This window comes from Streptococcus suis YS56, assembly GCF_000440115.1.
GTDB classification, from domain to species: Bacteria; Bacillota; Bacilli; order Lactobacillales; family Streptococcaceae; genus Streptococcus; species Streptococcus suis_L.
In genome coordinates this window covers 52,810-70,440 of sequence record NZ_ALMY01000081.1, presented here as the reverse complement: position 1 = coordinate 70,440, position 17,631 = coordinate 52,810, and the positions used below count along the sequence as shown (strand labels likewise).

Annotated in this window: 21 protein-coding genes and 1 other annotated feature; of the genes, 18 read left to right on the top strand and 3 right to left on the bottom strand. The window is 39.3% G+C overall.

Annotated elements, in window-relative coordinates; genetic code table 11:
* The first annotated feature begins 2 nt into the window (after window positions 1-2).
* Both SST62_RS0110235 and SST62_RS0110230 read left to right on the top strand, forming a co-directional pair.
* On the top strand, window positions 3-1,013 hold the full coding sequence (locus SST62_RS0110235; RefSeq protein WP_029187277.1) for a YdcF family protein: 1,011 nt from the start codon (window positions 3-5) through the stop codon (window positions 1,011-1,013).
* Between the two features lie 8 nt (window positions 1,014-1,021).
* A complete protein-coding gene (locus SST62_RS0110230) occupies window positions 1,022-2,338 on the top strand; it encodes a glucosyltransferase domain-containing protein (protein WP_029187276.1) in 1,317 nt (438 codons plus the stop codon).
* A 376-nt stretch (window positions 2,339-2,714) separates the two neighbouring features.
* Here the strand turns inward: SST62_RS0110230 and trhA are convergent, their stop codons facing one another.
* The 3 genes from trhA to SST62_RS0110215 form a co-directional block, all read right to left on the bottom strand.
* Window positions 2,715-3,365 carry a PAQR family membrane homeostasis protein TrhA gene (trhA, locus tag SST62_RS0110225; protein WP_029187275.1) on the bottom strand — a complete coding sequence of 217 codons (651 nt, stop codon included), beginning with the start codon at window positions 3,363-3,365 and terminating at the stop codon, window positions 2,715-2,717.
* Window positions 3,355-3,801, bottom strand: coding sequence for a DUF1836 domain-containing protein (locus SST62_RS0110220; protein ID WP_029187274.1), 447 nt, complete (start codon window positions 3,799-3,801; stop codon window positions 3,355-3,357). The genes trhA and SST62_RS0110220 overlap by 11 nt, the downstream gene beginning before the upstream one ends.
* A 96-nt stretch (window positions 3,802-3,897) precedes the next feature.
* Entirely contained in the window at window positions 3,898-4,209 is a 312-nt protein-coding gene (locus SST62_RS0110215) for a rhodanese-like domain-containing protein (protein WP_029187273.1), read from the bottom strand.
* Between the two features lie 129 nt (window positions 4,210-4,338).
* Between SST62_RS0110215 and SST62_RS0110210 the strand changes: the two genes are divergently transcribed.
* From SST62_RS0110210 to SST62_RS0110135, 16 genes are all read left to right on the top strand, one after another.
* Window positions 4,339-4,950, top strand: a complete 612-nt coding sequence (locus SST62_RS0110210) for a sugar O-acetyltransferase (protein WP_029187272.1) — start codon at window positions 4,339-4,341, stop codon at window positions 4,948-4,950.
* A gap of 144 nt (window positions 4,951-5,094) precedes the next feature.
* On the top strand, window positions 5,095-5,937 hold the full coding sequence (gene dprA / locus SST62_RS0110205) for a DNA-processing protein DprA (RefSeq protein ID WP_029187271.1): 843 nt from the start codon (window positions 5,095-5,097) through the stop codon (window positions 5,935-5,937).
* A 92-nt stretch (window positions 5,938-6,029) separates the two neighbouring features.
* Window positions 6,030-8,123 carry a type I DNA topoisomerase gene (gene topA, locus SST62_RS0110200; RefSeq protein WP_029187270.1) on the top strand — a complete coding sequence of 698 codons (2,094 nt, stop codon included), beginning with the start codon at window positions 6,030-6,032 and terminating at the stop codon, window positions 8,121-8,123.
* Window positions 8,124-8,260: 137 nt separating this feature from the next.
* Window positions 8,261-8,395, top strand: a sequence feature (ribosomal protein L10 leader region).
* Between the two features lie 26 nt (window positions 8,396-8,421).
* Complete coding sequence (gene rplJ / locus SST62_RS0110195; protein WP_002936486.1) at window positions 8,422-8,916, top strand: 50S ribosomal protein L10; 495 nt, start codon at window positions 8,422-8,424, stop codon at window positions 8,914-8,916.
* 65 nt (window positions 8,917-8,981) lie between these two features.
* Entirely contained in the window at window positions 8,982-9,347 is a 366-nt protein-coding gene (rplL, locus tag SST62_RS0110190) for a 50S ribosomal protein L7/L12 (protein WP_002936483.1), read from the top strand.
* 207 nt (window positions 9,348-9,554) lie between these two features.
* Entirely contained in the window at window positions 9,555-10,889 is a 1,335-nt protein-coding gene (gene trmFO, locus SST62_RS0110185; RefSeq protein WP_024390388.1) for a methylenetetrahydrofolate--tRNA-(uracil(54)-C(5))-methyltransferase (FADH(2)-oxidizing) TrmFO, read from the top strand.
* Between the two features lie 119 nt (window positions 10,890-11,008).
* Entirely contained in the window at window positions 11,009-11,242 is a 234-nt protein-coding gene (gene relB / locus SST62_RS0110180) for a type II toxin-antitoxin system RelB family antitoxin (protein ID WP_029187269.1), read from the top strand.
* Window positions 11,235-11,513: a type II toxin-antitoxin system RelE family toxin gene (locus tag SST62_RS0110175; RefSeq protein ID WP_029187268.1), complete on the top strand. Its 279-nt coding sequence runs from the start codon at window positions 11,235-11,237 to the stop codon at window positions 11,511-11,513. The genes relB and SST62_RS0110175 overlap by 8 nt, the downstream gene beginning before the upstream one ends.
* 170 nt (window positions 11,514-11,683) lie before the next feature.
* On the top strand, window positions 11,684-12,508 hold the full coding sequence (locus SST62_RS0110170) for an alpha/beta hydrolase (protein WP_029187267.1): 825 nt from the start codon (window positions 11,684-11,686) through the stop codon (window positions 12,506-12,508).
* 27 nt (window positions 12,509-12,535) lie between these two features.
* Window positions 12,536-13,282, top strand: coding sequence for an esterase family protein (locus SST62_RS0110165; RefSeq protein ID WP_029187266.1), 747 nt, complete (start codon window positions 12,536-12,538; stop codon window positions 13,280-13,282).
* A gap of 17 nt (window positions 13,283-13,299) precedes the next feature.
* The gene (locus SST62_RS0110160; RefSeq protein ID WP_029187265.1) at window positions 13,300-14,466 is read left to right on the top strand and encodes an ATP-grasp domain-containing protein; all 1,167 of its coding nucleotides are present in this window, start codon (window positions 13,300-13,302) and stop codon (window positions 14,464-14,466) included.
* 139 nt (window positions 14,467-14,605) lie between these two features.
* Window positions 14,606-14,746, top strand: a complete 141-nt coding sequence (locus SST62_RS01000000111745; RefSeq protein ID WP_032499444.1) for a hypothetical protein — start codon at window positions 14,606-14,608, stop codon at window positions 14,744-14,746.
* A gap of 12 nt (window positions 14,747-14,758) precedes the next feature.
* Entirely contained in the window at window positions 14,759-15,142 is a 384-nt protein-coding gene (locus tag SST62_RS0110150) for a NisI/SpaI family lantibiotic immunity lipoprotein (RefSeq protein WP_029187264.1), read from the top strand.
* A 19-nt stretch (window positions 15,143-15,161) separates the two neighbouring features.
* Complete coding sequence (locus tag SST62_RS0110145) at window positions 15,162-16,064, top strand: ABC transporter ATP-binding protein (protein WP_029942751.1); 903 nt, start codon at window positions 15,162-15,164, stop codon at window positions 16,062-16,064.
* A gap of 1 nt (window position 16,065) precedes the next feature.
* Window positions 16,066-16,812, top strand: a complete 747-nt coding sequence (locus SST62_RS0110140) for an ABC transporter permease (RefSeq protein ID WP_029187262.1) — start codon at window positions 16,066-16,068, stop codon at window positions 16,810-16,812.
* A 1-nt stretch (window position 16,813) separates the two neighbouring features.
* The gene (locus tag SST62_RS0110135; RefSeq protein ID WP_029187261.1) at window positions 16,814-17,584 is read left to right on the top strand and encodes an ABC transporter permease; all 771 of its coding nucleotides are present in this window, start codon (window positions 16,814-16,816) and stop codon (window positions 17,582-17,584) included.
* The last annotated feature ends 47 nt before the right edge of the window (window positions 17,585-17,631 follow it).

The window sequence follows — 17,631 nt, the reverse complement described above, 5'->3', positions numbered from 1 at the left end:
TCTTGACAGTCTTTTTCTGCTTATTTTTAGCGGCTATCGGTTTGTTTGCTCTCGTCTATTTCTGGGAGCGGCGGTCGATTTTTATCTCACTGTTTGCCTTGAACATCCTCGTCTGGGCCTTGGCATGGATTATCTCAACAGGCATTCTCGAAAACAATGAAATCTTACGCTTGCTGGCTATAACCATGGCGATGGTGCTTTTTTTAGCCTTGTTCAGTGGTCCATTTGTCTTGCTTTTTACACTTTATCTAAATGGATTTCAGATTTTGAAGAGAGAAGGGATTCGCTTCCATAATTTCCTATCCATGGGACTGGCGGTTGCCCTGACTTTCTATCTCTTCTTCGCTCCCTTTGTGGTTCAATCTCTTTCAGGTATCAGCTTTTTCAACATGCTGTTCGTGTATATTGGATTCTTAGTGTCCTATGCCATTTTCATCAGCATGCTCTATACCACGTCTAGCTTTGTCAACTTGGTCAATCTCTTCCCAGGCAAGCTTGATTATGTGGTGGTCTTAGGTGCTGGCTTGATTGGTGACAAGGTAACGCCACTTTTGGCTTCGCGGATTGAAAAAGGCATAGCGATCTACCAGAAACATCCTGGCAGCAAGCTCATCATGTCAGGCGGACAGGGTCCTGATGAACTCTTGGCAGAGGGGCAGGCCATGGCTAATTATGCCATGGAACAGGGTATTCCTTTGGAAGATATTGTGATAGAAAACCAATCAACCAATACCGAGGAAAACTTGAAATTTTCCTATGCCCTGATGAAACCTGGCAGTCGATTTGCCCTTGTAACCAATTACTATCACGTTTTCAGAGCTCTGCTATTGGCACGACAATTGAAAATCAAGTGTATCGGCTACGGTGCAAAAACCAAATTTTACTTTAGCCTTAATGCTTTCATTCGGGAATTTGTTGGCTATGTGGTCATGAGTCGAAAGGCGCATTTGGTATTTTTGAGCATCGTGTCAGTCCTTTATCTGATTGGAATGATTATCAGTTTAATGCATTAGGAGGAAAAATGAGATTTTTTATACGATTTAAAGACTTGATTTGGGCCTATCTCCTTCCAATATTATTTTTGGGGCACTTTATTATCTTTCCAACTGTTGGGATTGATACAGAAAATGCAATTCTTCATTATGACTATTTGTTATTTTCTTGGGAAACAATAGGACGGATTGGTCTAGTTGGTTTGAAAAAACTCTTTTTTCCAACAGGATATTCTCCAATTTTAAATAACCTAATAATGATAATAGGCCTGGGTTTCTTTTTGTACTTTGTAAGTAAAAAATTAAAAGTTCATCTTATTATATTTTCTCTAACTTTCTTATCCTTGCCGATTACTTATTTTCAGATTTATTTTCAATTACAAAATGCAGAAGTGGTTTTTACCTGTTTATTGGTAGTTTTATCTGCTTATTATTTTTCAACATCAACCAACTGGTATACTTGGTTGATTCCGATTTTAATATTTGGATTCGCCATTAGTGTTTACCAATCTTTTCTGGACTTTATAATCGCTAGCACTTCTTATTTTTTACTACAAAATAAGGATACATTGAAACCACGGTTAGTTATATTGAAACTCTTTTTAGCACCTTGTTTTAGTTTGGGGGTGTATTGGTTACTTAACCACTTATTCAATCAACAAAATGGAAATAGTGATTACCTTCATATTTTGTTTTTAAGTAAAGTATCTCTATTGGCGATTGTTATCATAGTTTTTGTTACTATTTATTTTTTATTTGAATTATTTTCGAAAAAGATAGATATGAGCAGTTTTTTTCTTAAATCTGCATTTTATTGTTCACCTTTCTTAACTTTAGCTGCTGTAGGAAATTTGCAATACCGTGCTTTATTTCCTACGTTTCCATTTGTAGTAGGTATTATCTTTTCGTCAATTTATTATGGTAAAAAGAAAAAGCTAAAACATTTCATAGAATTATCCTTGATTACTTTCACAATGATTACAGTCTTTTTGGTATATCAGAATTACCGTCAGTATCAAGACGATCGCAACTTGGCTCAAACAATTAAGAAAGCAATTCCAAACTCTGACTATCGTGTGCAATTTATTGGTAAGTATCAAGGAAATCGAATTCCATTTATTATTGCTGGAGAACCAGTTGGTAAGAGTTTCTTTTGGTGGGATCCTTTACCAAGTCAAGGACGAAGTGATAACTTTTTAAAGTTAGAAGGTGTGAACTATATTCCTTCAACAATAGAAGAGAATCAAGAAATCAGTCAACAATCTATATCATTTTATACCAATCCAAATACAAGTTGGATACAATTGGATGACGTAAAAAAAGTAGTGTATATTATTTTTGAATAGTTAGTATTATGATGAATCGAATTCAGTTTGTATACTAAGGTATTCTAATAGCAGTAGAAAAACGCATAAAACTATACGTTTCACTTATAACGATGGTTTTATGCGTTTTATTTTTTGTTTATACTGATACTCAGTTAAGTTCAAAAATAGCAAGCGTAAATTATTTATAATACGCAAAACTGTTCTATTTATGTTCGAGTTACGAATCATTAATTTTAAGCATGTTGTTTTCTTTTGAAAAAATTCAAAATCGAAACCATCTACATCTACTTTTATTGGTAGATAGCTATTTTTGATTTTAAATGAGTATGAATCACCTGCTCAAGAAATTTCAAAAGTAGCCAAGTATCAATAATCTGTGAACTCGTAACATAGGTCACAACATAAAGTAGACAATGGCGATATACTGAAGTGCTGAAGCCAGTAGGATAAAGAGATGCCAAATCATGTGGAAGTAAGGCTTTTTCTTGGCGTAGAAGAGGGCTCCAATAGTATAAGATAAACCACCAGCTAGCATCAAAATTCCGAAAACAAGTCCAGTCTTTTGCAGAATAGCTGGCAAGATAAAGACAACCAACCATCCCATAAAGAGATAGAGGAAAAGGCTGAATTTTTCATTGATTTTTTTAGCAAATATTTTGTAGAGAATACCGAAAATGGTCAATCCCCATTGCAAACCAACAATTAGATATCCCAACCAGCCACCGACCAAGGAAAGTGCTACAGGTGTGTAACTTCCAGCGATAGCAATGTAAATCATGCTGTGGTCGATAATCCTTAGGATGTATTTGTGAGTAGAAGCATAAGGCATGGAGTGGTAGATGGAGGAGGATAGGAACATGAGAAATAGGCTGATGACAAAGATGGACATGCCGACCACAGCGGTCATGTTATAATCTTGAAAAGAATGGATAGCAGTAATGGGGAGTAAGACCAACATAAGCAAGGCACCGACTGCATGGGTGACAGTATTTGCGACTTCTTCGCCAAAAGACAATTTCAGGCTTAATTTCAAACTAGGATTCATGGTGACTCCTTTCTAACTCCATGGTGAGTTGACGGGTTTTGTAATATAGTTTAACAGACTGGCAGGCATAACGAATGATGTCAGGCGTTTCATCGCTCTCCTCATTTCGCATGCAGTCAACAAAATGATTGTATAAGGTTTCAGAGTTGTTCGAGTGGAGAAGAAGATTTAAGGTCTGACTGATTTCTTGAATAGAAAAGACATTTTTTAAGATAGTCAAGGCAATCAAGCGGGCAACTTGCTGTTTTTGATATTTTTTCTTAACAGGTTTTTCAAGCTGTTTATGTTTGACGTAGTTGTTTATCATAGAGGCCGTCAAACTTTTTTGTTCCAATAGCTCTGATGAAGTGGTCGTCTGATTAACATACAGCAGAACTTGGTCCAAATATAAATCTAAATCAGGTAATTCATGCCAGTAGGGAATAGTTTGTTTCATGATTATCTACCTTCTTTTATCTAGTATCCATAACTAGATTATATAATTTTTAAAAAATAAAGTAAAGAAAAAGGGTACTTCCTTTCCGAAATACCCTCATTTCACAATCAATCCGTCCCAAGCATCCATGCCACCTGCAATATCATTTGCCTTAAATCCTTTAGATGACAGGATTTCTCTGGCCAGCTTGCTACGTTTTCCGCTCTTACAGATGAGGAGATAGTGTTGGTCGACTGGTCCATCAAATGTGGCAATCCGATCCATGGGACAATTAATAGCACCATCAATATGACCAGCTGAATATTCTTCTGGGTCACGAACGTCTAGTAATTGCACCGATTCAGTTTGTATCAACCCAAGCAATTCTGCAGTAGTCAAAGTTATAGTTTGTTCATGTTTTTCTTGCATGATTCCCTCTTTCGTTGGTTTAAATTAATAAGAACAATACCAAATCTTAGCTGGACTTGTCAAGAAGGATTGACTTTTAGAATGAGAAATCCTATGATTAGTAGTAAGAATAAAAAAAGGAGTAAATATATGCCTACAGAAAAAGAAAAGATGATAGCTGGGCAATGTTATATGGCGGCAGATGCTGAATTGAGAGAGATGCGAACCTTTGCCCGCCAACAGATGAAAAAATTTAACGAAGAATTAGATGGTCAAGCCCGTTCGGAGCAATTGAAAAATTGGTTTGGAGCTACAGGTGAGCGGATTTACATGGAGCCAAATTTCTACTGCGATTACGGAAGTAACATTCATGTCGGAGAGGATTTCTATGCTAATTTTAACTGTACTATGCTTGATGTCTGTCCGATACGAATTGGGAAAAATGCCATGCTCGGTCCCAATGTGCAATTGTTGACACCCTTGCATCCCTTGGACCCTGACGAACGCAATTCTGGTTTGGAGTACGGGGCTCCAATTACCATTGGAGATAACTTCTGGGCTGGTGGCGGTGCCATTATCTTACCAGGTGTGACCTTGGGCGATAATGTGGTTGTTGGAGCAGGAGCAGTTGTGACCAAATCTTTTGGTGATAATGTTGTTTTAGCGGGTAATCCTGCGCGTGTGATAAAAGAAATACCTCAAAAATTAAGGGGACAGCGTCACTTCTCAGAGTTCTTGTCAACATCTCAGCGCAGTGGTTGATTGGCAGATTTGTTCGTGTCTCACACTCCAAATCTGACCTAATCAACTGTGCGGGGGTGGGAAGACGAACTCTTTTTGGGGTCGAGTTCTTTCCCACTCCCATTTTTTCTTTCCTTTACGAATAATAATAGTGAGGTGAAGAAAATGAATAATTTTGAATTGTTTAAATGGAAAAAAGCAGGCTTGACCAATCTTAATGTGAATAAAGTTTTGGCCTATCAAGAAAAACATGGTAAAAAATTGACCTTACGCAATGTTGCGGTAGTGTCTGAATGTAAAAATCCAGTGCTATTTATGGAAAATTATAAGAATCTAGATACAAAAGCCTGTCGCGAGGAATTTAATAAGTATCTATCATTTTCAATTTTGGATGACATCTATCCTTTGGCACTCAAACAGATTTACAATCCGCCGGTACTTTTGTTTTATCAAGGGGATTTAGAATTGCTGGAAAAATCAAAACTAGCAGTTGTTGGTACCCGAAATGCTAGTAAAAATGGCGTTCAGTCTGTGCAGAAGATTATCAAGGAACTCAACAATCGCTTTGTCATCGTTAGCGGTTTAGCGAGAGGAATCGACACTGCAGCTCATATTGCAAGTCTGAAAAATGGAGGTCAAACCATTGCTGTAATTGGAACAGGTTTGGATAAGATCTATCCGAAAGAAAACAAGGACTTACAGACCTACATTGGCAAACACCATTTGGTGCTGACAGAGTATGAACCGGGTGCCCAGCCACTCAAATACCATTTCCCTGAACGGAATCGGATCATTGCTGGTTTGGTAGAAGGGTTAGTGGTTTGCGAGGCTAAAATGCGGTCTGGTAGCTTGATTACTTGCGAACGTGCCTTGGAAGAAGGAAGAGAAGTTTATGCCATTCCGGGTTCTATTTTAGATGGAAAATCAGATGGCTGTCATCATTTGATTCAAGAAGGCGCAAAGTGCATCACATCGGGTTTGGACATCCTTTTGGACTATCAATTTTAAAATAAGTTTTCCTATAGGAAAATAAAAATCTTGACACTGATTAAAAAATAGTATATTCTTTGTGAGGTTAAAAATAATTGTAAGGTATAAGAATGGCTACGAAATCAGTTACTAAGAAAAAAACAGCAACCAAGAAGAATCTTGTCATTGTGGAATCGCCTGCCAAGGCCAAAACGATTGAGAAGTATCTTGGTAAAAATTATAAGGTTGTTGCCTCAGTTGGCCACATTCGTGATTTGAAAAAATCAAGCATGTCCATCGACTTTGACAACAACTACGCACCAGAATACATCAACATTCGAGGTAAAGGACCACTTATCAATTCTTTGAAGAAAGAGGCTAAAAATGCCAAACAAGTCTTTCTGGCGAGTGACCCGGACCGCGAAGGTGAAGCAATTTCATGGCATTTGGCACATATTTTGGGACTAGATGAAAATGACAAAAACCGTGTTGTTTTCAATGAAATTACAAAAGATGCTGTGAAAAATGCCTTTAAGGAGCCACGTGCCATCAATCATGACTTGGTCGATGCCCAACAAGCTCGTCGTGTCTTGGACCGTATTGTAGGGTATTCCATTTCGCCAATTCTCTGGAAAAAAGTTAAAAAGGGCTTGTCGGCAGGGCGAGTACAATCTGTCGCCCTCAAGTTGATTATTGACCGTGAAAATGAAATCAACAATTTCAAACCAGAGGAATATTGGACAATTGATGCGACTTTTAAAAAAGGAAGCAAGAAATTCCAAGCTAGTTTCTATGGGCTAGACGGTAAAAAAGTCAAGGTTGAAAACAATGAGCAAGTCAAGGAGATTTTGGCACGTCTAAACGGAGACGATTTCTTGGTAGAGCAGGTGGAGCGGAAGGAACGCAAACGAAATGCACCACTTCCATATACAACCTCGACCATGCAGATGGATGCGGCCAATAAAATCAACTTCCGTACCCGTAAAACCATGATGGTTGCTCAACAGCTCTATGAAGGAGTTAGTCTCGGTACGGGCGGTACTCAAGGTTTGATTACCTATATGCGTACGGATTCAACCCGTATTAGCCCTGTTGCTCAAGCTCAGGCTGCAGAATTTATCACAGAGCGTTTTGGCGAAACCTATTCAAAACATGGTAGCAAGGTCAAAAATGCGACAGGAGCCCAGGATGCCCACGAGGCTATTCGTCCGTCAAATGTTCATTTGACACCAGAGTCTATTGCCAAGTATTTGGATAAGGACCAACTTCGTCTCTATACCTTGATTTGGAATCGATTTGTAGCTAGTCAGATGTCAGCGGCAGTCTTTGATACCATGAGTGTTCGCCTAGGGCAAAATGGTGTCATTTTCGCTGCCAATGGTAGTCAAGTAAAATTCGATGGTTACATGGCAGTCTATAATGACTCTGATAAAAATAAGATGTTGCCGGATATGGAGCAAGGAGATACAGTTGTTAGAACAACAACAAATCCTGAACAGCATTTTACTCAACCGCCTGCTCGCTATTCAGAAGCAACTTTAATCAAGACCTTAGAAGAAAATGGTGTCGGTCGCCCGTCAACCTACGCACCAACCATTGAAACCATTCAGAAACGTTATTATGTTAAGCTTGCTGCTAAGCGATTTGAACCGACAGAGTTGGGTGAGATTGTCAATAAACTCATTGTCGAATTCTTCCCAGATATCGTTAATGTCAAGTTTACAGCTGATATGGAACAGAAATTGGATGATGTAGAAATCGGGAAGGAGCAGTGGCAGAAGGTTATCGATGGTTTCTACCAACCATTTAAAGTGGAACTTTCTAAGGCTGAAGACCAGATGGAGAAGATTCAAATCAAGGATGAACCAGCTGGTTTTGATTGTGATGTTTGTGGTCATGAAATGGTCATCAAGTTAGGTCGTTTTGGAAAATTCTACGCTTGTAGCAACTTCCCAGACTGCCGCAATACCAAACAAATCACCAAGGAAATCGGTGTGACTTGTCCAGTTTGCCAAAAAGGTCAGGTGATTGAGCGCAAGAGCAAACGCAATCGTCTATTCTATGGTTGTGATCGCTACCCAGAGTGTGAATTTACTTCTTGGGACAAGCCAGTCGGACGTTCCTGTCCAAGATGTGACCACTATCTTGTTGAGAAAAAAGTTCGTGGTGGTGGCAAACAAGTTGTCTGCCCAAATGGCGACTACGAAGAAGACAAAATTAAATAAGATTAAACTGCTATTCTCAAGGGAATGGCAGTTGTTTTTCATCTTGAGAAAAAAATTGGTCCAAAAAAATTTGGAAAAAAATTTCAAAAAGTAAGAGAAAAGTCTTGCATTCTAGAAAATACTGTGTTATGATAATTGAGGTTTGAAAAAACTGACCTAAGACAGTAGGGGAGCTAGACTCATAAACATCCTACCGAGGCACAAAACGATTATTGAGATAAACGTATTTGTACTTTCGTGTCTAGGTTTAGGTGCGATTTTTTTGTGCCTAGCCCAAAATAAAAACGGAGGTAAAAAAATGAGTGAAGCTATTATCGCTAAAAAAGCGGAATTAGTAAATGCCGTTGCTGAGCAAATGAAAGCTGCAACATCTATCGTTGTTGTAGATGCTCGTGGTTTGACAGTAGAACAAGATACAGTTCTCCGTCGTAACTTGCGTGGTGCAGAAGTTGAGTACAAAGTTATCAAAAACTCAATCTTGCGTCGTGCTGCTGAGCAAGCTGGTCTTGAAGGTCTTGCAGAATTGTTTGTAGGTCCATCTGCGGTTGCATTCTCAAACGATGCAGTTGCTCCAGCTAAAACAATTTACGATTTCGCGAAAACTGCTGATGCTCTTGAAATCAAAGGTGGAGCTGTAGAAGGTAAAGTTTCTTCTAAAGAAGAAATCGAAGCACTTGCTACATTGCCAAACCGCGAAGGCATGCTTTCTATGTTGCTTTCTGTACTTCAAGCGCCAGTTCGCAACGTTGCATACGCTGTCAAAGCTGTTGCAGAAAAAGAAGACGCAGCTTAATGCGTCAGAGCGTAGCTGCTTAGTGCTACAAACTATTTAAAAACCTAAATTGGAGGAAAATCACAATGGCATTGAACATTGAAAACATTATTGCTGAAATTAAAGAAGCTACTATCCTTGAGCTTAACGACCTTGTTAAAGCTATCGAAGAAGAATTTGGTGTAACTGCGGCTGCTCCTGTAGCTGTTGCTGCAGCTGGTGGTGCTGCTGAAGAAGCTAAAGATTCATTTGACGTTGAATTGACATCTGCTGGCGACAAAAAAGTTGGCGTTATCAAAGTTGTACGTGAAATCACTGGTCTTGGTCTTAAAGAAGCTAAAGAGCTTGTTGACGGTGCACCAGCTATGGTTAAAGAAGGCGTTGCAACTGCAGAAGCTGAAGAAATCAAAGCTAAATTGGAAGAAGCAGGCGCTTCAGTTACTCTTAAATAATAGAGTTTCCAAGCAAAATGAAAACCTATCACTTGATGTGGTAGGTTTTTTCTTTGGTTCTAAATCTACTACTTCCAAACAATGAGAGTAGTTCTTTTCAATTCCGGTCATTTTTTGATATACTGGAGAGGTATAAAATTTAGAAAGGTTCTGTTTTGGGGTATTCCCAAACAGTAGTCAGATCTTCTGGCTAGAGGTATTAGTTTCATGTCTCAAACCCACATTAATGTTATCGGAGCTGGCTTGGCTGGCTCAGAAGCTGCTTATCAGATTGCCAAACGCGGCATTCCTGTCAAACTCTACGAGATGCGGGGAGTCAAGCCGACCCCTCAGCACAAGACAGACAAGTTTGCTGAGTTGGTCTGTTCCAACTCTTTCCGTGGCGATAGTTTGACCAACGCTGTCGGTCTTCTTAAGGAAGAAATGCGTCGTTTGGATTCCATTATCATGCGAGCTGGCGAGGCCCACCGTGTGCCTGCTGGCGGGGCTATGGCCATGGACCGTGAAAATTTCTCTCAAGCAGTCACAGATGAAATTCACAATCACCCGCTGATTGAAGTCATTCGTGGCGAGATTACTGAGATTCCCGAAGATGCTATTACAGTCATTGCGACGGGGCCTTTGACGTCTGATGCCTTGGCAGAAAAAATTCACGCGCTTAATGGTGGCGACGGTTTTTACTTCTACGATGCGGCAGCACCGATTGTGGACAGCTCGACCATTAACATGGACTTGGTGTATCTTAAGTCCCGTTACGACAAGGGAGAGGCTGCCTATCTCAATGCTCCGATGAATAAGGAGCAGTTCACCGCTTTCTATGAGGCCTTGATTTCAGCTGAGGAAGCACCGCTCAATTCCTTTGAAAAAGAAAAATACTTTGAAGGCTGTATGCCCATTGAGGTCATGGCCAAACGTGGCATCAAAACCATGCTCTATGGCCCAATGAAGCCAGTTGGTCTGGAATATCCAGAAGATTACAAGGGGCCTCGTGACGGCGAATACAAGACACCTTACGCCGTTGTTCAGCTCCGTCAGGACAACGCAGCAGGTAGCCTTTACAACATTGTTGGCTTCCAAACCCATCTCAAGTGGGGTGAGCAGAAGCGGGTCTTCCAGATGATTCCAGGACTTGAAAATGCTGAATTTGTCCGCTACGGAGTCATGCACCGCAATTCCTACATGGATTCACCAAACTTATTGGAACAGACCTTTGCGACCAAGAAAAATCCAAATCTATTCTTTGCAGGTCAAATGACAGGAGTTGAAGGCTATGTCGAGTCTGCTGCCTCTGGCTTAGTGGCTGGTATCAACGCTGTTCGCCGCTTCCGTGGCGAAGACCCAGTCATCTTCCCGCAGACCACAGCCATCGGAGCCCTGCCATTCTACATCACCCACACCGAAAGCAAGCACTTCCAGCCTATGAATGTCAACTTTGGTATCATCAAGGAGCTGGACGGACCGCGGATCCGCGATAAGAAGGAGCGTTATGAAGCAATAGCAGAGCGTTCCCTCAAGGACTTGGAAGAGTTTTTGGCTTACTAAGATATTTAGACTATCATCAGACACCTTCGGGTGTCTTTTGTGTTGTCTGGAAAGTTGATTGACATTTTTCCTATTTCAGACTATAATGTTTACATAGTAAACATGGAGAGGTGATAGAAATGCCAACCTTATCAAAACCGATTGCGGTGCGCTTTGACGAAGATTTGGTCCAGTTAATCGAGGAAGTGTCTGCTGGTCAGCACATGACCAAGACGGACTTCATTCGGGAAGCAGTTTTAGAAAAATTAGAAGATATGTACGATCTGGTAAAGGCAGAAAAAACCTACAAAGAGTGGGCTGACAGCGATAAGAAAACTTATAGTCACGAAGAAATGATGAAGCGCTATGGCTAAGTATCGTGTGGACTATGCCCCTAGTTTCTTCGAAGATATGGACAAGCTCGATAAGGGAACTAGTCGGCAGATTGCTAGGTGGATTGATAAGCATCTGGTGGATGTGGATTTTCCACGTTCTCCTGGAAAGTATCTGACGGGCGATTTAGCTGGCTATGTCCGCTTTCGTATTGGAAACTATCGCATTATTGCTGTGGTTGATGATGGAGAACTGGTACTCCTCAATCTTCATGTAGGACATCGCTCGGAAATTTATAAGAAGTTGAAATAATTTTGAGACACCTTCGGGTGTCTTTTGTGTTTTACTAAAGACGAGATAGTCTCAAATGGTAAGGATATTGTTCGGAAAATCAGAATAATGTAATAAAATAACTAAATTTTCTGAATATTTCAGAAAATATATGGTATAATACTAAAAACACTGTTTAGAAAGAGATGTATATGAACAAGTCCTATTTTTATTTGGATATGAAAACCCATGAATTAGATGTTCCATTCACTGGTCGAAAGCGTCGTGTCCGTGTCTTATTGCCAAAAGGGTACGAAGAAAATACGGAAACGACCTATCCAGTTGTCTACTTCCATGATGGTCAAAACGTTTTATACAGTAAAGAAGCTTTTTCTGGGCATTCATGGAAGGTCATTCCAACTGTTAAGCGAAATCCTGATATTGCCAAGATGATTATCGTAGCGATTGACAATGATGGTGCTGAACGGATGCATGAATATGCTGCTTGGAAGTTTAGTGAAATGGGAATCCCAGGCATTCAGTTCGGAGGTAAGGGAACCTTGTATGCCGAATTTGTCATGGATGTGGTGAAGCCTTTTATAGACCAGACCTATCGCACCAAGTCTGACAAGGCCCACACAGCTATGATTGGTTCATCTTTAGGAGGCAACATCACACAATTTATGGGATTGGCCTACCAAGACCAAATCGGTTGTCTTGGAGTTTTCTCATCAGCCAACTGGCTCCATCAAGAAGCGTTTGACCGTTATATTGAACGTCAAAACTTAGACAAGGACCAACGGGTCTACATCTATGTTGGAACTGAAGAGGCGGATGATACAGATAAAACGCTCATGGCAGGTAATATCAAACAGGCCTATATCAAGTCTTCACTGACTTACTATCGCCAATTGATTGCTGGTGGGGTGAATTTGGACAATATCGCCTTGGAAGTCGTTTCAGGTGCGGTTCATAATGAAGAGGCTTGGGCAGCTTATTTGCCAGATTGCTTGCGTTTTTTAAGCGAAAAGTGGTAATGTAAAGAATTAGTTAGGAGAATGAATATGCACGTAGAATTTTTAAGTCACTGGTCTGGGAATCTAGGACGAGAAATGAATCTAAATCGTTATGGTCACGCGGGGATTCCTGTTGTTGTCTTTGCCTCATCAGGCGGTTCTTACAATGAGTATGCAGATTTTGGGATGATTGAAGCTTGCCGTGGCTCTATCGAGGCAGGTCATGTTCAATTTTTCACCTTAACGAGTTACGATAGTGAAAGCTGGTTGGCTGACTGGAAATCCATTCATGATAAGGCAGAGGCTCACCGCGCCTACGAACGCTATGTGATTGAAGAAGCGATTCCATTTATCAAACATAAAACAGGCTGGTTCGATGGCATGATGACGACTGGTTGCTCAATGGGGGCCTACCATGCCTTAAACTTCTTCCTGCAACATCCAGATGTTTTCACAAAAGTCATCGCCCTTTCAGGTGTCTATGATGCTCGTTTCTTCAACAACAATCAAGACTATGGCAATGACGATGCTGTTTATCAAAACTCACCATCAGATTACATTTGGAACCAAAACGACGGCTGGTTTATTGACAAATATCGTCAAGCTGACATTATCGTCTGCACAGGTTTGGGCGATTGGGAACAGGATGGATTGGATTCATTCTTCAACCTTAAACGTGCATTTGAAGAAAAAAATATCCCAGCATGGTTTGATACATGGGGAACAGATGTGGCCCACGACTGGGTTTGGTGGAGAAAGCAAATGCCATTCTTCCTTCATTCTATCGGACTTTAAGCTAGAAAGGACTACCTATGAATTATCTCGTTATTTCACCTTTTTATCCAGAAAATTTTCAACCATTCAGCATTGAATTGGCTAAAAAAGAAGGCGTTACGGTTCTAGGTATCGGACAAGAACCGTACGATCAATTGCCTGAAGAACTTCGTAATGCTCTTACAGAATATTTCCGTGTCAATGATTTGGAAAATATTGATGAGGTCAAGCGTGCAGCTGCTTTCTTGATTTACAAGCATGGTCCAATTGACCGTGTAGAATCCCACAATGAGCATTGGCTTGAAAATGATGCCGAACTCCGTGAACAATTTAATATTTTTGGAGCAAAGCCAAGTCATCTTAAAAAGACAAAATTCAAGTCTGAAATGAAGAAATATTTCTCCAAAGCAGGGGTTCCTGTGGTTCCAGGTATGGTTGTCAAATCGGAAAAAGACATTGATAAGGCTGTTAAGACAATTGGCTTTCCAATGATTGCCAAGCCTGACAACGGTGTTGGGGCATCCGGTACCTTTAAATTAACTAAAAAAGCTGACCTAGAAGCCTTTAAAGAAGCCTGGGATGGTCAAACAGCTTATTTCTTTGAGAAATTTGTCAATTCTAGCATTATCACAACCTATGATGGATTGGTTGATAGCCAGGGTAACGTGGTCTTTGAAACAGGCCTAACCTATGTTCATACTCCGCTGGAGCTAATGTTATCTAGAAAAGATAATGCTTACTACATCGAGAAAGAACTAGATCCAAAATTAGTAAAATATGGTCGCGCGATTATCAAAGCCTTCGGTATGAAAGAGCGTTTCTTCCACATTGAATTTTTCAAAGATGGTAAGGATTATATTGCGATTGAGTACAATAACCGTATGGCAGGTGGCTTCACTGTAGAAGCTTACAACTATGCGCATTCTATCGACCTTTTCCGTGATTATGCCAATGTAGTGACAGGTGGAATAGTTGAGGAACGTCGATTTGAGCCTCAATACTGCTTGGTAGCAACGCGCCGTGACACGACTGACTATGTTCACTCAGCTGATGATATTCATCAACGATTTGCTGGCAAGATTAAGACCGTCAAACGCATGCCGGATGCCTTTGCAGAGCTTCAAGGCAATGACGCCTATCTTCTTGTGACTGAAAGCAAGGAAGAATTAGACGACATGATTGCCTTTATCGGGGAGACAAAATAGACTAGATTGAAAGATGCCAGAAATGGTGTCTTTTTTTCTTTCCTTACAAAGCTGTAAGTTTTTTAATCAGAACTGTAAGAGAGTGCAGGAGGAATATTTTCTATAATAGACTCATAAGAAATTGAAAGAAGGAAATCATATGTCATTCAAATTTTTACAAGCAAAGAGAATCGAAGAAAAGGTATTCTCAGAAAAAGAAAAGGCTGAACTCTTGGAACAAGCAGAATTTTTAGAGGAGCTAGCACTTGATTTGCAAACGATGCGATTTATGGCATACTAGAGGGAGGAAACTATGAAAAAGAAAGTATTTGGCTTGCTGGCTTTGGGCAGTATAATGCTAACCGCTTGTTCTTCCTCTTCAGCAGGCCTTAGCTTTGATGAGGGTTATCAAACTTTCCATTACAAGGGAAAAGACTATGCCGTTAGCAAAGTAGCAGTTGCCGAAGATAATATTCGAGAAACAGAAGTCAAGTTTATGGAATGGCCTGTTGTCAAAGAAGAGGGTTCAGTGAAAAAAACAGTGTCCTTGAATAATCTCTATATAACCTCCAGCAAGGAATGGGCCATCGGTGTCCAGGATGGTTATTATAAGATAGATTTAGAAGATAATATTGCTGAATCAGACCGTATCAACTATCAAGAAGTTCTTGACCAAGTTGATTTAGACAATGAATAAGAAATTAGGTATCATTATTATGCTATTAGAAATCAATCATTTAGAAAAAGTTTACAAAGATATTACTACCGTAGATATTGAAAAGATTACTGTACGAGCAGGAGAAATCTACGGCTTTCTTGGACCAAATGGTGCAGGTAAGACAACTACGATGAAAATGATTTTGTCTTTAGTTTCTCCTACTTCAGGAAAAATCTTGGTTAATGGACAAGATATCGAAAAAGACAAAACCTACCTCAGCCAAATTGGTTCTATGATTGAAGAACCTTCCTACTATCCTAATTTGACAGGTTATGAGAACCTTTTAGTATTTCAGAAAATGGTAGGATTTGATAAGGATGATATTTGGCCAACATTAGAACTCGTTGGATTAGCTGATGAAAAAAATCGAAAAAAATTAGTTAAGGCTTATTCTCTTGGCATGAAACAACGTCTAGCTTTAGCGTTTGCGCTAGTAAAAAAGCCTAAAATCTTATTATTAGACGAGCCTACTAATGGTCTTGATCCAGCAGGTATCCATGAAATTCGTGAATTGATTGTCAAGTTAGCCAAAGAAAAGGGGCTGACAGTCTTTATTTCCAGTCATATTCTTCCAGAAATTGAACACATTGCAGATCGAGTGGGTATTATCAATCATGGTCGTCTAGTTTATGAGGGAGAGATTGAAGCTATAAAATCTAACACCTGGATTGAAATTGGCGGTGATTTTTCACAAACTAACATTGTTCAGACCTTAGTTGAACTGGGAACAGTAGAGGTTTTAGGTGCATCTACTAGTCATGTTAGGCTAAGTAATATGGAAAACAGCAAGTTGGCAGATCTTGTTAGCTATCTAACAGGAAATGGCTATCGTATTTTCCGAGTAGTCAGAGAAAGCGAAACACTAGAGGACATTTTCTTGCAACTAACAAAGGAGGTGTAAGATGAAAGGTATTTATATTGAATGGTTAAAGAGTAGACGGACGAAATCTATTTCAATTGTCACTGTTTTGATGTTGGTGGCAACACTTTGGAATATTGCAACCTTTATGTCTGCTCTGTCTTCACATCCAGAGTTAAGAATGACCGGAACCCTGTTTAGTAATCAAAATGTCAATCTACTTATGCTTCCAATTGCAGTTTGTGTGTTTGCTAGTCGAATTGTAGGGAATGAACGTGAAGGGCAAACCTTTAAACTTCAGATAGCTAACGGTCAAAGCCTAACAGCTATTTTTCGTGAAAAATTTTTATTTATGGTGTTTTCCTTTAGTATTATGTCTGCTATCGAAATCTTAATAATATATCTTTTCGGAACACAGGCAGGAATTTCTATTTCTTTACAGATTATTAGTATTCAGTTTATTGGGCAGATACTTGCAATATTTTCATTGATTTGCCTTTATCTGACCTTGGCCATGATTCTTGAAAAGCAAGGGATTCTGCTAGCTCTGGGGCTTTTAGGTGGTTTTCTAGGAATTATCTTAAACCCAAAAAGTTACAGCTTTACTAGTTTACTTAATCCAATCACGGGTTCAGGAAGTCTTGCACCATATAAATATCAATTCCTTGGTGATGGAGCATTCACTTATAGTTTAGATAATCAGTTACTTGGAAAATTCGCATATTATGTCATTTACTGCTTAGTACTTTACCTTTTGTCAAGTTTAATCTTAAGAAAGAGAGGAAATTAAGATGAATGATTATTTCTTTGCTGAGTGGAAAAAAGCGAGAAAGATTCAACTATTTGTCATTGGAATTTCTTTTCTAAGTTTTTCTAGTTTTATTGGGTTGGGTGTCTATTTTGCGAATCGTGAGGTTTTAGTTGAAGGGACTCAATCTTTGGTTCTCTGGGGTCAACTGACCTTTTATAACAGTACCTTGCTTTATCCTCCTATGTTAGCCATTATTGCAGGTCTATTACTTGTTCCTGAATTTGAGCGAAAAACTCTTGACATGTTAAAGGCTAATCAAGTTTCTATGAGGAAATTATATTTAGGAAAATTAATGAGCAGTTTTCTCATTATAGTTCCAATACAACTCTTGTTGTTGCTGATTTTTATTGTTGTAGCAACAATTGGTGGTATTTCATTTGACCTTAGTTTAGCAACTCATGTTAAATGGATTGTTTTATCGCTCTTGTCTTCCTTCCCAATTATTACACTCCAATCCTATATCACTGTAAAAACACGAAATTTCAGTAAGGGAATTGGAATTGCGACGATAGGTAGTATGCTTAATTTTGTATTAATTTTTATCAATGAAAGTTTTACGAAATTTTTCCCATACTCTCAACCAATGATTGCACTTCGTAGTCGCTCGCTTGAAGATATGTCGTTGAGCGATATGATGATTTTTCTAGTAGTTAATGTCGTCTTTAGTTTGATTTTTTATTGGCTAACTGTTAAGAAATTGGAGAATAATAAATATTGTGATATTAAAGTTTTTTGTAGTTCTTCAACATAGTAGATAAAATGAAACTCAGATATAAGAAAGGCTATAAAGCTTACCAA